This is a genomic window from Novosphingobium mangrovisedimenti, from assembly GCF_025153475.1.
Lineage (GTDB): Bacteria > Pseudomonadota > Alphaproteobacteria > Sphingomonadales > Sphingomonadaceae > Novosphingobium > Novosphingobium mangrovi_A.
In genome coordinates this window covers 105,722-119,798 of sequence record NZ_JANZXA010000003.1, presented here as the reverse complement: position 1 = coordinate 119,798, position 14,077 = coordinate 105,722, and the positions used below count along the sequence as shown (strand labels likewise).

Genomic DNA, 14,077 nt, shown 5'->3' with positions numbered 1-14,077 from the left:
GGTCACTTGAGAATGACCGGAACCGACGTCATGCCGCGATGTTCCAGCCCGCGGAATTCGGGCCGCGGACGCGTGGAATCGTACTGCATGTTCGGGAACCGGTCGAGCAGACCATTGATGGCAACGATCATTTCCTGCCGCGCGACCTCGATGCCGAGGCAGCGGTGCGGGCCGAAGCCGAAGCCCATGTTGGCGGCGCTCTTCTTGCGGAAGATGTCGTATTCCTCGGGCCGTTCATAGACAGCGGGATCGTGGTTCGCCGCACCGAAGCACAAGTAAACCCTGGTCCCTGCCGGGACCATCACGCCTTCCACCACGTAGTCCTCGACGCACAGCCGCGGCATCATCGGATCGGTACAGCGCCAGCGCAGCGATTCCTCGACGGCGGCCTCCACCAGCGAGCGGTCCTCGCGGCAGGCCTCCCAGAAATGGTAATGCGTCATCAGCGCATCGATGGTGATGCCCAGCTGCCGCCAGGTGGTGCCGCCGCCCGCGAAGATCGCCAGCTTGCAGTAGCCGAAGATCTCGTCCTCGGTGAGCGGGCGCCTGTCGCCCGTGTCCTCGTCGACGATCTCGGCCGCGATCAGGCCCGCGATCAGGTTGTCGCCGGGGGTGCGGGTATTCTCGGCAATGAGGTCGCGCAGCGTCCTGTCGACAATGGCGCGCGATTCGGCCGCTTCCTCCGGGGGCAGCTTGGCGGCGCCGAAGGTGGCGCGGGTAAGCTGGTAGCGGAACTCGATCACGTCCTCGCCCTCGAGCCCGATGGCGCGGGTCACGGTGGCCATCGGCAGCCGGGCGCACAGTTCGATGTTGAGATCGGCCGTCTCGTTTTCCAGCAGGCGGTCGAGCAGGGCATCCACCGTCCCCTCGATCCAGCGCTTGTTCCACCAGTCGATCACCTTGGGGCGCTTGAACAGCGGCTGGGCGGCCGAACGCAGGCGCTTGTGCGGCTTGCCGACCATCGACAGGATCGTCGTGCCGATCGTGCGCACCCCCGGGCTCTCGTTATAGCCTTCGGACGAGAAGATCAGGTTCTCGCGAAAGCCGATCTCGCAGGCCCGATAGGAGAAGAACGTCATCGAATCACGCGCCGTGCCCATCGACATCGGCAGTTCGGGCACGCCCAGCAGTTCGCGCAGCGATCCCTTCTGCACCGCCGCCTTGTCGCGCAATGCGTTCATGTCGTCTGTGTAGTCGCGATTGTTGTCGACACCCGCGTTGGCCGCCTCGTTGTTGACGTCGAACATTTCCGCATAGCGCGGATTGTCGCTCATCAGCGAGGCGAGAGCGTTGGAGTTTCCTCCCGTTACCGGACAGCTTGCCATGACGTCAGCCTCCTACCTTGCGGCCGGCATAGAGACCGCCGTCGACCGGCAGGTTCACGCCGGTGATGTTCGATGCGAGATCGGATGCGAGGAACAGCGCCGCCGATGCCGTATCGCGCGGGTCGATCGCCTTGCCGAGCGGATGGGCCGCGCCCATGCCCTGAAGGATGCGCTCGCGGTGCTCGCTGTCCGGGTTCATGCCCGCATAGTGGGTGAGCATGCCCGCAGGGCAGACCGCGTTGACGCGGATTCCCTTGTCGGCCACCTCGATGGCAAGCGCGCGGGTGAATTGCACGACAGCGCCCTTGGTGGTGCCGTAGAGCACTCCGCCGTAGCCCATGAGCCCGGCAACCGAGGCGGTGCTGACGATCGATCCGCCAAGCCCTTTGCCTTCTTCGGCCTGCTTCTCGAACTGACGGATCGCCGCCTGGCTGCCGTAGATCACGCCGTTGATGTTGACATCCTCGACGCGCTTCATCTCGTCCGGTTCGCATTCGGCCAGGGATTTCATGCCCTTGCCGGGGATCGGATTGATGGTGATGCCGGCATTGTTGTAGATGACGTCAAGCCGTCCGAACGTCTCGACCGCCATGGCTACGGCAGCATCCACCGAGGCCGGATCGGCCACGTTGCAGGCAACCGCAATACACTCGCCCCCGGCATCGCGGACCATTGCGGCGGTCTCTTCCGCGTTTTCGCCGTTGATGTCTGCAGCGACCACTTTGGCGCCATGCTCGCTGAACAGCAGGCAGGCAGCACGCCCCACGCCCGAGCCCGCGCCGGTGATGAGCGCCACTTTGCCTTGAACCAGTCCTTCCATGTTCTTTCCTCTCTCACCTCCGTTTCGTCATTGCGAGCAACCGCAGGTTGCGCGGCAATCCAGAGCCGGTTCAAGCCGCCCTGGATTGCTTCGCTGCGCTCGCAATGACGAACCTCATGACATTCACCCGCCGGTGTTCAGCCCCCGATATTGAGGGTCGTCATCATCTGGAATTCGCGCAGGCCTTCGATCCCGCGTTCGCGGCCGATGCCGCTCATCTTGATCCCCCCGCCGCTGGCGTAGCTCGACATCACCGCGCCGTTCACGTTGACCGCGCCGCTGCGGATCTTCAGGCCCACTTCGAGCGACTTCACCTTGTCCGCGCCGTGGACCCAGCCGGACAGGCCGAACTTACTGTCGTTGGCCATCTCCACCGCATGGTCGAGATCGCGGTAACCGATCACGCCCACCACCGGGCCGAAGATCTCCTCCTGCGCGGCGGGGTTCCTGTTGTCGGGCAGGTCGAGCACGGTGGGCTCCCAGTAAAAGCCCTTGTCGATGCCCTCGGGCCGCTTGCCGCCGCACACCACCTTGCCGCCCGCCTCTACGGCGGCTCTGGTGAAATGCTCGCAGCGGTCGCGCTGGGCGGCACTGATGACGGGGCCGAGCTGGGTGGCCGGATCGCTCGCCGGGCCGATCTTTACGCCCGAGAGCATCCTGGCCATGCCTTCGAGCACTTCGGCCTTGCTCTCTTGCGGAACGAAAACGCGCGTGCCCAGCACGCAGCCCTGCCCGGCGTGCGAGGTGCACACGGTAAAGGCCGCCGAGGAGGCGCGCGCCACGGCATCGGGCAGGTAGATCTGCGCCGACTTGCCGCCCAGTTCGAGCACCAGCCGCTTGAGCGTGGGCGCAGCCTGCTCGGCCACCCTGGCGCCCACGGTGCACGATCCGGTGAAGCTGACCATGTCGACGCGCTCGTCGGTGGTCATGGCAAGGCCGCCTTCAAGGCCCTGCTCGACGATCACGTTCATCACGCCCCTGGGCAGGCCAGCCTCGTCCGCCGCCTCGGCAAAGACCATCGAGGAAATCGGCGTCAGCGGATTGGGCCGCAGGATCACCGTGTCGCCCGCCATCAGCGCGGGCACGACTTTCCAGAACGCGGTGTAGAACGGCACGTTGTAGGCGCTGATCGCCGAGACCACGCCGAGCGGCGACCAGCGCTTGAGGCTCTGGACGACGAAATAGGGGTTTACCCGCTCGTGCATCGGCAGCGGGTTTTCCTCCTGCTCGGGCAGGCGCAGAAACAGCTCGATGATCTCGTCGGTCATGCGCAGCGGTGCGTGGACCTGCGCGCCCATCACCGTGGAGCTTGCCGGACACCCCGCCTCGTTGATCGCGCATTCCCTGAGCATGTCGGCCCGCTTGCGCAGCGCTTCGCCGTAGCGCGTCATGTAGGCCGCGCGCTCCTTCATCGACAGGCCCGACCAGCCGCCATCGTCGAAAGCCCGGCGGGCGGCGCCGATCGCCGCGTCGGCCTGCGCGGCGGACACGCCCTGCACTTCGGCGACGACCGATTCATCCGACGGATTTTCGACCATGAAGCGCGCACCCTCGCCCTTGAGGAAGGCGCCGTCGATATAGGCTGCGTAGTCCAGAGGTCCTCTCCCACAATAATTCGTTATTGTGAATTTTTATTCTATTTTGAGACTAGCCTAGCAGCAACCGCACGTCAATCGACGAACCTCACGCTTGTGCGAGGATACAGGAGCAGCGGCGCGCGCCAGTTGGGCAGTTGTCAGGGCAGAGGGTCATCCCTATGCCAATTGCGGAACCGCCATCCCAACGAGGTGGCCCGGCAGGAATCAGAAGAGGACCCTCAAGAAATGGCCTACACCGACTTCCTCAAGCAGCAGTGCTACATCGACGGCAAGTGGTGCGATGCCGATTCCGGGGCGACCTTCGACGTCACCGATCCGGGCACGGGCAAGGTGCTGGGCACGGTTCCGAAGATGGGCGCGGATGAAACCGCGCGTGCGATCGACGCCGCCGAAGCCGCGCTTCCCGCGTGGCGCGCGAAGACGGCCGGTGAACGTGCCGGAATGATGCGCAAGCTCTTCGACCTGATGATGGAACACCAGGACGAACTGGGCGAACTGCTCAGCCGCGAACAGGGCAAGCCCTTCGCCGAGGGCAAGGGCGAGATCGTCTACGGCGCCAGCTTCATCGAATGGTTCGCCGAAGAGGGCAAGCGCGCCTATGGCGACGTGATCCCCAGCCACCAGGGCGACAAGCGCATCGTCGTGCTCAAGCAGCCGGTCGGTGTGGTCGCCGCAATCACGCCATGGAACTTCCCCAATGCGATGATCACCCGCAAGCTCGGCCCGGCGCTGGCGGCGGGCTGCACCGCCGTGATCAAGCCGGCCTCGGCCACGCCCTATTCGGCCCTCGCCATCGCCCGGCTGTGCGAGATGGCGGGCATTCCGGCGGGCGTGGTCAACGTCGTCACCGGCAGCGCGGGCCAGATCGGCTCTGAACTTACCCGCAACCCGAAGGTCGCCAAGGTCACTTTCACCGGCTCGACCGAGATCGGCCGCGACCTGCTGCGCGAATGCGCCGAGACGATCAAGAAGTGCTCGATGGAACTGGGCGGCAACGCGCCGTTCCTGGTGTTCGACGATGCCGATGTCGACGCCGCGATCGAAGGCGCGATGATCTCCAAGTTCCGCAACGGCGGACAGACCTGCGTGTGCACCAACCGCTTCTACGTGCAGGACGGCGTCTACGACGAGTTCGTCACCAAGCTGGCCGCGCGGGTCAGCGCGATGCAGGTCGGCTACTCGATGGACGAGGGCTCGCAGATCGGCGCGATGATCGACGAGAAGGCGGTCGAGAAGGTCGAGGAACACCTTCAGGATGCCCTCGGCGGCGGCGCCACCCTGCTCGCGGGCGGCAAGCGCAGCGACCTTGGCGGCACCTACTTCTGCCCGACCGTCGTCGCCAACGTGACGCCCGAGATGAAGCTCGCGCGCGAGGAAACCTTCGGCCCGCTCGCCGGCGTGATCCGCTTCACCGACGAAGCCGACGCGATCCGCATGGCCAACGACACCGAGTTCGGCCTTGCCAGCTACTTCTACGCGAACGACCTGTCGCGCGTGTGGCGCGTGGCCGAAGCCATCGAGGCGGGCATGGTGGGCATCAACACCGGCCTGATCTCGACCGCGGTCGCCCCCTTCGGCGGCGTCAAGCAGTCTGGCCTTGGCCGAGAAGGTTCGCACTACGGTCTCGATGACTACATGGAGGTGAAGTACCTCTGCATGGGCATCAATCCGGTCTGATTTCGGCGGCGAGGGATCCTCGCTGGACGCTCGGGCAATCCTGCCGGACAGCCGGTTCTTGCAGCCGGCACCGGCAGCGCCGATGATCCTCCCCAAACATATTGGGAGAGGATGCCGCATGAAGATCTGCCGCTACCAGGACGCGCCCGATGGCCCGGTCAGGCTCGGGGTCGTGCGCAACGACAGGGTCCATGACGTGACGGCAGTCACCGACATGCTGCCCGGTGTGCGCTGGCCCTACCCGCCGGGCGACCTGTTCATCGCCAATCTCGACCGTCTGCGGCCGGCGATGGAGGACCTTGCCGACATGGCGCCGGGAATTCCCGCGGACTCGGTACGGCTGAAATGTCCGGTGGCCAATCCGGGCAAGTTCCTGTGCGGGGCGGGCAACCACAAGATCGTCCTCGACATGGGCGGCCATCCACGCCGCATGGGGCTGCTCTTCAAGATGACCAATGCCGCCGCCGGTCCCGCCGACGGCGTCACCTTGCGCTGGCCCGAGCGGACCACCTTCCACGAGATGGAAATCGCCATCGTCATCGGGAAGGAAGGCACCGAAATCCCGGCAAGCGAGGCGCTCGACCACGTGGCGGGCTATTGCATCGGCCTCGACATGACGATGCAGGGGAGCGAATTTCCCAGCTTCGGCAAGAGCTTCGACACCTACGGCGTGATGGGGCCCTGGCTCACCACGCGCGACGAGATCGCCGATCCCGACGCCTTGTCCTATTGCCTCAAGGTCAATGGCGAGGAGCGGCAGGTCGACAGCACCGCCAGTCTCGTGCTCGGCATTGCCGACCTCGTCGAACATGCCGCCTCGGTGATGACACTGCACCCGGGCGACGTGATCTTTTCCGGCACGCCGCCGCGTTCCACCGGGCCGGTCGTGCCCGGCGACGTCATGCATGCGGCAATGGACGGTCTTGGCGAAATGACGGTGAAGGTGCGCGGCGGCCCCGGCCGAAAGACTCCGCTCGACGGCATGGAGCCGGCCGAAACCGCCGCCTGACAGGCGTCAGGCGTAGACCGAGAGCACTTCCTGGTCGGTCTCGCGAGGCAGGCAGTTTTCGTTGGCCGGCAGCGGCTCGAACTCGTCGGCGGTCAGCGCGGCGTTCGAAAGACCGTCGAGCTTGAAATGGCCGAGCCGCCGCTCCTCCTCGCTGCGCCAGTTCTTGCGCAGGTTGAGCGCGCTGACGAAGAGATCGCCATGCCGGGTGAACATCCGGTGCGGCGCCAGCAGCATTTCGCCGCCGTTGTATTCGGCACAGATCGTTCGCCGGCGAACGATGGCCTCCATGATCGTGCGCTCCGGAGAGGCTTTGGCATCGGTAGAATTGTGCATCGCAACATTATGGCAAGGACGCCCCCCATCCCGCAAGCCGGAAAACGCACGGAAAACCCCTGACGGGACGAATAAACACCAGATTCGGACCGCTGCAATTTCTGGAACGCGGCGTAGACTTTTCGTCGATGGACATCCCCCCTCGCGAAACCGGATAGTGCCGCGGATCGGACCGCCCGGCGGAATTCCGGCACAAACGGGGATCGCTCATGCACGACAGACGACAGATCATCCGCGCCGCCATCGCGGCTCCTCTGGCCTGCGCCCTGCCGGGATGGGCTCGCGCGGCGACACCGCCCACGGATGATGTCGCCATGGCACGCTTCATCGCCGGGCTGCCCAAGGCGGAGTTCCATGTCCATCTGGAAGGGACGCTCGAAGCGGAAATGAAATTCGCGCTGGCAAAGCGCAACAACCTGTCGCTGCCCTATGCGGATGTCGAGGCGATGAAGCGCAGCTACATCTACCACGACCTGCCCAGCTTCCTGAAGATCTACTACGACGGCATGCAGGTGCTGCTGACCGAGCAGGATTTCTACGATCTCGCCTACGGCTACCTGAGCAAGGCCGCCTCGCAGAACGTGCTCTATGCCGAGATGTTCTTCGACCCGCAGGAACATCTCAAGCGCGGCGTGCCGATCGAGGCGGTAATCGGCGGCATCACCCGTGCACGCGCCGATGCGGCGAAGACGCTGGGCATCCAGTCGCAGCTGATCCTGTGCTTCATGCGCGATCTCAGCGCGGCCTCGGCCATGGAAGCACTCGATGCCGCGCTGCCCTACAAGGACAAGCTGGTGGGCGTCGGGCTCGATTCCGACGAGAAGGGCAATCCACCCGAGAAATTCGCCGAACACTTCGCCAAGGCGCGCGCCGCGGGCCTGCACGTGACGATGCATTGCGACGTCAATCAGGAAAACACGCTCGGCAATATCCGCACGGCCCTCGTCGACCTGAAGGCAGAGCGCATCGACCATGGCGGCAATATCGTCCAGTCGCCCGAACTGGTCGCGCTGGCGAAGAGCCTCGGCATTCCCTTCACCGTCTGCCCGACCTTCTCGGGCAAGGTCATGGATGACGGCCAGCCGATCAACGCCCTGCGCGAGATGCTCGATGCCGGGCTCAAGGTTTCGGTCAATTCCGACGATCCGGCCTACATGGGCAGCGAATACATCACCGAAGTGCTGGTCCGCGCGCAGAAGGACAGCGCCCTGACGCCCGCCGAACTCGTCCGCATCGAGCGCAATGCCTTCGAGACCGCGTGGATTCCGGCGGAACAACGCGACGGCTATCTGGCGAGGCTGGACGCCTATGCGCAGAGCTGGGACCTGACCGCCTAGGCCCTCAGGCCAGGAACATATAGCCGCCCCAGCCCAGGCAAAGGATGCCCCCGCCGATCGCAATCCAGCGCCCGCCGGGCAGCATCTTTTCCGCCGCCACCAGCAGCGTCAGGAACGCTATCCACACGAGGTTCATGACGCCGCCCACGAACAGCAGCGCCATCAGCAGCCAGCAGCAACCGGCGCAGAAGGCGCCATGCCGCACGCCCATCCGCAAGGCGCCTGCCCTGCCAGCCCGGTAATAGTGCGTCAGGAATTGCGCCGGATTGCGGCAATGGCGAAGGCACACCTCCTTGAACGGCGAGAGCTGATAGAGCCCCGCGGCGACCAGCAGCGCCCCCGAAAAGGGTCGGCTGACCGAGACCATGTCCATCCCGGCCACGACGCCCGCGCGTTCGAGCACCATCTGCAGCGCGGTCGCAGCAAGCGAGAAGAGCCCCCAGACCAGCAGGTATCCCGACAGGAAGCTGCCGGTCGCGGGTGAGACCGTGACCCCGCCCGACACCGCAGTGCGGGCATAGAGCAGGACCATCGGCGTGGCCGAGGGCAGCATCATGGCCACCATCATCACCCACCACATCGAAAACGTGAGGAGGAAGCGCGAGGCCGGCCACCATGCCCCCGGGACATCTGCGGAGGCGGGCATGGCCATGCCGCCGGTCTCCATGCCCGGCATCATGCCGCCGTCATGCGGCAGGAGCGCGGGCAGCGACAGCCCCGGCGCCATGCCCGCCCCCAGCGCCAGCCAGACCCACGCCAGCACCGTCAGGACAGCGAGCATGGCGACGGACACGGCCCGATGCCGCGCGAGCAATGCCTCCACCGGCGCCATCAGGCGTGCACGACTCCATGGCTATCGAGGTGCAGGTGCGCGAACTGGCCATAGCTGGAACCATGTTCGAGCTGCATCGGCACATAGGCACGGCTGCGCCCCGCGCCGATTTCGGCGACCTCGTATTCGAAGCCGTCCGGCAGGTTGATGCGCGCGCGGATTTCGTGCCCGTCGATCGGACTGCGGATCGGCTCGCCGTCCATCTCGACATGCCCATCGATCCGCAGCCTGCCGGTCCGCCCCTCGACATCGACCTCGAAGTCGATCGGCAGGAACCGGGGTTCGTGCATGGTCTCGATGGTCGAGGCGAAGACCGCGAAAACGGTCGCGAACGGGTCCGTATCGCCGCCGGTCATGATCGTCAGCAGGGCATTGCGCTGCGCCTCGCTGGCCCGTTCGTCGACGAAGGCGGCGCATTCGCCATGCCCTTCGTGGATCGGCCCCGGCCAGCGAAAAACCGCGGCGATGTTCAGCCCGGACAAGTCGACGTCGCCGTGAATGCCTTCGTCGATCGCCATGCCGAATACCGCCTGGCAACCGCCCTTGTCCGGCAGACCGCCGAACTGGCAGTTGCAGCCGTACTCGCAATTGCAGTTGGCGAGTTCGCGTCCCTTGAGTTTCCAGTATGCCATTGCCTCATCTCCCGTGAGCAATGCATTGAGTCGCCGGCAAGGCGACTGCGATGTTTCCGCCTATAGCACAATTCGCCGGAAAACGGGCCCCCTGTCCCGGCTCACTCCTGCCCTTTGAGCGCCGCGCACCATTGCCCGAACAAGTGGATGCGTTCCCACAGCAGGGCGCGGGTGCCGGCCATGTTGTGCATGTGACCCATGCGCGGGCAGACGAAGACATCGACGGAGCGCGCGGAGGAATAGGCGCGCGGCTCGCTGCGCGGGTCGGGCACGAGATCGCGCACGCCCATCGCCGCCAGCACCGGCACGGTGACCGCCGCTGCCTCTGCCGCGACGACGCCCGGCGTCAGCGAGGAACGCGCCGCGCGCTGCGGGGTGCGGCGCGCATACCAAGGGGGCAGCGGCGCATCGGCGTCGATCCCGCGGGCAATGCCCTCGTAGTGGATCAGATCCTGCTCCACGACATCGGCAGGCACGTCGTCATAGTGGAAACCCCAGGCCACGGCTTCCCAGGCGGCCTTTTGCTGCGCCGCCTGCGCGCCGGACAGGGCAGCGGCATTGAGCGGTTCGCGGCAGTCCTCCAGACTCGCATCGCGCGGATACCACGCCACTACCACCGGCTCGCCGCCCGGCGGCGTGGCCGGGTGCGCGTGGATCGCACTGAACCCCAGCACGCCGATTCCGTCGAAACTGCCGTGCCGCGCCTGCTGATAGATCAGCAGCCCGCCGCCGAGCGACTGACCGATTCCGATGACGCAGGGCCGCCCCACCGGCGGATAGCCCGGCTCGAGCACGCCATTGGCCAGCCGCAACAGGATCTCCGCCTGCGCGGCATGCGCGGCCGTGGTCAGGGCCGCGTAGCCCAGATCTTCCGGATCGAGCCCCGAGGCGGCATCGCATCCCAGCCAGTCGAGCGCGACGACTATCCAGCCGCGCGCCACGTGAAAGGCCGCCTGCGCGCCGCTTCCGGCACCCGGCAGGTCGCAGGTGTAATAGCCGCGCGCATAGCTGCTGCTGGGCAGCGCGACGCAGACGAGTGGACGCTCGGGCAGGTCTTTCGGCTCGGGCAGGAACACGCTCGCGGCGATCCGGGCCGGCACGCCCAGTCCCACGGCATCGCTGACGTCGATGGCAAGTTCTATCTGCCGCACGGTTGTTCTTCTCCCAATCAGGCGCTTGATGCGTGGATTGACGGGCCGGGGCAATCCCATATTCTCAGGTCCACATGACCGATCGTCCAGAGGATCGGCAAAGCGGGAGAATAACGGCAGGTGTCCGGCAAGCCATCCAGACCGGTTTCGCGCAGCCTATCGGGCCTGCTGGGCGACGTGCGCCTGTCGGGCCGGACCTGGGTCTATGGCGACTTCGCCGGGCAGGCCGGGTGTGCCATTGCGCCGGGCGATGCCGTTTTCGTCCATGCCGTGATCCACGGCGCGGTGCGCCTTGCCTGCGCCGGCGGTGCCATGGCGGAGCTGGGGCCCGGCGATGTCGCCATGGTCCTCTCGGGCGAGGCTCATGCGCTGCGCACGGCGCCCGGCGCCGCAGCCCAGCCCCACGACGGTCTGCGGCGCGAGGCCGATTACGACGTGCCGCCCGCCATCGCGTTCGGCGAAGGTGCGCGCGTGACCGCCCGGGTGCTGAGCGCCCGCCTGCGCGCGCAGTGGCCGGGAGACGTGTCGCGCTCCGCCCTGCCCTCGCTGCTGAGGACCGGCACCGCGCTGTTCCAGCCCGACGCCCTACCGCTGGCGGGCATGGGCGCGGGATCGGCGGCATTGCTGACGCGGATCGCCGAGACCCTGCTGGTCGCCGCCCTGCGCGCCGATCCGGGCTGCCGCCGCATCCTTTCCGCCGAAACGCGCGATCCCATAGAGGATGCCCTGCAACTGATCGCCGCCAGCCCCGCGCAGGCCTGGACCGTCGAATCGCTGGCGCGCGCCGTGGGCATGGGCCGCTCGAACTTCGCAGCGCATTTCACGCAATCGGTGGGCAAGGCGCCGATGGAAGTGGTGGCCGAACACCGCATGGAACATGCCGCCACGCTGCTGAGGCAGGGCCGGATGAAAGTCGCCGAGATCGCCGAACTGGCAGGCTACGGGTCCGAAGCCGCGTTCAGCCGCCGCTTCAGCCGCCATTTCGGAATCACCCCCAGCCAGTTGCGCGAAGAGGCGCGTGCGGCGCGGGAGGAGGTCCCAGAACCCGGCTTCCGCGCCTTGCTTGCCGGCGCGCGTAGCCGTGCCGTGCGGGTATCGGACAACACGTCCGAATCGGTTGCGACCTCCAGCACCGTCGCCCCCGGCAAGGTCTTCTTCACGCAGGGCCCGCGCGACTGATCAGCCCCACGTTGACGATCGAGCGTGGACGATCGAGCAAGGCAGGTGGAGATGCAGGCCTTCTCATTGCCCGGCACCTGGGCGACCAATCCTCCCAAGAAACAGATCACGGGAGAAATGCCATGGCCTCGGCCAGCCTGGACAAGCCCGGCGCGAAGACCGCCTGCAAGGTCATCGACGCCGATACCCACCTCACCGAACCGCACGACATGTGGACCAGCCGCGCGCCTGCCTCGATCCGCGACCGGGTGCCGCAGGTGAAGATGCTCGACGGCGTGCGCTCGTGGGTGATCGACGGCGACAAGTCGATCGGCACCGGCGCGCACCCCAACAGCGCGATCCTGAAGGACGGCGGCAAGGTCCGCGTGCTCGACGATTTCCTCAAGCTGCAGTTCGAGGACGTCCACACCGGCTCCTCCTCGCTGAAGGAACGCCTGCAGGTGATGGACGAGACCGGGATCTATGCGCAGATCGTCTATCCCAACATCCTCGGCTTCGGCGGACAGGCAGCGGCCAAGGTCGATGCCGACCTGCGGCTCGCCTGCGTGAAGATCTACAACGATGCCGTCGCCGAAATGCAGGCCGATTCGAACGGCCGCTTCTTCCCGATGGCGCTGCTGCCCTGGTGGGATGTGAAGCTGGCCATCGCGGAAACCGAGCGCTGCGCTGCCATGGGCCTGCGCGGCATCAACATCAATTCGGACCCGCACCTCGTCGATCTGGGCGGTGAGCGGTTGCCCGACCTCGCGCACGAGCACTGGTATCCGCTGTGGGAAGTCTGCGAGGACATGAACCTGCCGGTGAATTTCCACATCGGCGCCTCGGAAACCTCGATCGACTGGATGGGGCAGCAGGGCTGGCCCTCGCTCACGCGCGACCTGCGCTCGGGTATTTCGGGCGCGATGCTGTTCTTCAACAACGGCAAGGTCGTCGCCAACCTGATCTATTCGGGGCTGCTCGACCGCTTCCGCAACCTCAAGTTCGTCTCGGTGGAAAGCGGGATCGGCTGGGTGCCCTTCATGATGGAAGCGCTCGACTACCAGCTGATCGAGATCGCCGAGGGCAAGGGCTTCGAGAAGAAGCCGAGCGAATACTTCCAGAGCAACTTCTACGCCTGCTTCTGGTTCGAGCAGGGCCAGGCCGCGGCCGACATGATGCGCAAGGTCGGTATCGACAACGTGCTGTTCGAAACCGACTTCCCGCACCCCACCGGGCTCTATCCGATCGAGAACCTCGACACCCGCTACGGCGACCTGACGCACGAGGAAAAGACCAAGGTGCTCGGGGGCAACGCCGCCAAACTCTACCGCATCGACATCTGACCAAGGGTCCGCCGCCAGAGCGGACAACGGGAGAAAAAGCCATGACACTCGCCATCGACCTGACCGGTCGAACCATCCTCGTGTGCGGGGTTGCCCGCGGCGGCATCGGCGGGGCGACCTGCCGCCAGCTCGCCAAGGCAGGCGCCACGATCATTGCGCTCGACAAGGACGAGGCGCTGATCGCGCCCACCGTGGAAGACGTGGAGGCCCTTGGCGGCACGATCCATCCCATGGTCGTCGACCTGATGGACAAGGCCGCCTGCGAGACCGTGATCGCGAAGGTTTTCGACCGGTTCGGCACGCTCCACGGCATGGCCAATGTTGCGGGCGGCACGCGCGAGGGTGAATGGATGCCGCTCGACGAGACGCCCACCGACAGCTTCTGGCAGACCTTCCAGCTCAATCTCGGCTACATCTTCACGCTGTGCCGCGATGCCGCCAAGACATGGATCGCGCGCGAGGAACGCGGCGCCCTCGTCAATGTCTCCTCGGTCTCCTCGCTGACATCGGCGCCCTGGCACGGGCCCTATGGCGCGGCGAAATCGGGCATCACCGCGCTGACCCGGACGATGGCCAACGAGTGGCACGAGTTCGGCATCCGCGCCAATTCGGTGCTGCCCGGCGCCGTCTATACCGAGCGGGTGATGACCCGCGTGGCTTCCGAGAACGTCGTGCAGGGGAGCGAACAAAACTTCGCGATGCCCGAGGAACTGGCAAACGCGATCGTCTTCCTCCTGTCCGACCTTGCCAGCGGCATTTCCGGCCAGAGCCTGACCGTCGACCGCTCGCTTTCCACCAAGTTCTGCGCCGGTGCGCGCAAGAGCCGCAAGCAGCTCGAAGCCGAAAAGCAGGAGGCCTGACG

13 protein-coding genes are annotated in these 14,077 nt (G+C 66.0%); 6 read left to right on the top strand and 7 right to left on the bottom strand.

Features of this window, described 5'->3' with window-relative positions; translation table 11 throughout:
• Nucleotides 1-2 precede the first annotated feature (2 nt).
• From NZK81_RS06210 to NZK81_RS06200, 3 genes are all read right to left on the bottom strand, one after another.
• The gene (locus NZK81_RS06210; RefSeq protein WP_260044952.1) at nucleotides 3-1,325 is read right to left on the bottom strand and encodes a cytochrome P450; all 1,323 of its coding nucleotides are present in this window, start codon (nucleotides 1,323-1,325) and stop codon (nucleotides 3-5) included.
• Between the two features lie 4 nt (nucleotides 1,326-1,329).
• Complete coding sequence (locus NZK81_RS06205; RefSeq protein WP_260044950.1) at nucleotides 1,330-2,145, bottom strand: SDR family NAD(P)-dependent oxidoreductase; 816 nt, start codon at nucleotides 2,143-2,145, stop codon at nucleotides 1,330-1,332.
• Between the two features lie 137 nt (nucleotides 2,146-2,282).
• Nucleotides 2,283-3,722: an aldehyde dehydrogenase family protein gene (locus NZK81_RS06200; RefSeq protein WP_260045329.1), complete on the bottom strand. Its 1,440-nt coding sequence runs from the start codon at nucleotides 3,720-3,722 to the stop codon at nucleotides 2,283-2,285.
• A 246-nt stretch (nucleotides 3,723-3,968) separates the two neighbouring features.
• Between NZK81_RS06200 and NZK81_RS06195 the strand changes: the two genes are divergently transcribed.
• Nucleotides 3,969-5,420 carry an NAD-dependent succinate-semialdehyde dehydrogenase gene (locus tag NZK81_RS06195; protein ID WP_260044948.1) on the top strand — a complete coding sequence of 484 codons (1,452 nt, stop codon included), beginning with the start codon at nucleotides 3,969-3,971 and terminating at the stop codon, nucleotides 5,418-5,420.
• 118 nt (nucleotides 5,421-5,538) lie between these two features.
• Complete coding sequence (locus NZK81_RS06190; RefSeq protein WP_260044947.1) at nucleotides 5,539-6,429, top strand: fumarylacetoacetate hydrolase family protein; 891 nt, start codon at nucleotides 5,539-5,541, stop codon at nucleotides 6,427-6,429.
• Between the two features lie 6 nt (nucleotides 6,430-6,435).
• Here the strand turns inward: NZK81_RS06190 and NZK81_RS06185 are convergent, their stop codons facing one another.
• Nucleotides 6,436-6,762: a WYL domain-containing protein gene (locus tag NZK81_RS06185; RefSeq protein ID WP_260044945.1), complete on the bottom strand. Its 327-nt coding sequence runs from the start codon at nucleotides 6,760-6,762 to the stop codon at nucleotides 6,436-6,438.
• Between the two features lie 209 nt (nucleotides 6,763-6,971).
• On the opposite strand from NZK81_RS06185, the gene add reads away from it, so the two are divergent.
• The gene (add, locus tag NZK81_RS06180; RefSeq protein WP_260044943.1) at nucleotides 6,972-8,099 is read left to right on the top strand and encodes an adenosine deaminase; all 1,128 of its coding nucleotides are present in this window, start codon (nucleotides 6,972-6,974) and stop codon (nucleotides 8,097-8,099) included.
• A gap of 4 nt (nucleotides 8,100-8,103) precedes the next feature.
• Here the strand turns inward: add and NZK81_RS06175 are convergent, their stop codons facing one another.
• From NZK81_RS06175 to NZK81_RS06165, 3 genes are all read right to left on the bottom strand, one after another.
• Nucleotides 8,104-8,892 (bottom strand): DUF2182 domain-containing protein, encoded by a 789-nt coding sequence (locus NZK81_RS06175; RefSeq protein WP_260044941.1) that lies wholly within the window; start codon nucleotides 8,890-8,892, stop codon nucleotides 8,104-8,106.
• A gap of 38 nt (nucleotides 8,893-8,930) precedes the next feature.
• Nucleotides 8,931-9,563, bottom strand: a complete 633-nt coding sequence (locus NZK81_RS06170; RefSeq protein ID WP_260044938.1) for a DUF1326 domain-containing protein — start codon at nucleotides 9,561-9,563, stop codon at nucleotides 8,931-8,933.
• Nucleotides 9,564-9,664: 101 nt separating this feature from the next.
• Nucleotides 9,665-10,714 carry a hypothetical protein gene (locus NZK81_RS06165; RefSeq protein ID WP_260044936.1) on the bottom strand — a complete coding sequence of 350 codons (1,050 nt, stop codon included), beginning with the start codon at nucleotides 10,712-10,714 and terminating at the stop codon, nucleotides 9,665-9,667.
• A gap of 120 nt (nucleotides 10,715-10,834) precedes the next feature.
• On the opposite strand from NZK81_RS06165, the gene NZK81_RS06160 reads away from it, so the two are divergent.
• The 3 genes from NZK81_RS06160 to NZK81_RS06150 all read left to right on the top strand — a co-directional run bounded on the left by NZK81_RS06160 (nucleotide 10,835) and on the right by NZK81_RS06150 (nucleotide 14,075).
• A complete protein-coding gene (locus NZK81_RS06160) occupies nucleotides 10,835-11,893 on the top strand; it encodes an AraC family transcriptional regulator (RefSeq protein ID WP_260044934.1) in 1,059 nt (352 codons plus the stop codon).
• A 122-nt stretch (nucleotides 11,894-12,015) separates the two neighbouring features.
• Nucleotides 12,016-13,215, top strand: a complete 1,200-nt coding sequence (locus NZK81_RS06155; protein WP_260044932.1) for an amidohydrolase family protein — start codon at nucleotides 12,016-12,018, stop codon at nucleotides 13,213-13,215.
• A 41-nt stretch (nucleotides 13,216-13,256) separates the two neighbouring features.
• On the top strand, nucleotides 13,257-14,075 hold the full coding sequence (locus tag NZK81_RS06150; protein ID WP_260044930.1) for an SDR family NAD(P)-dependent oxidoreductase: 819 nt from the start codon (nucleotides 13,257-13,259) through the stop codon (nucleotides 14,073-14,075).
• Nucleotides 14,076-14,077 lie beyond the last annotated feature (2 nt).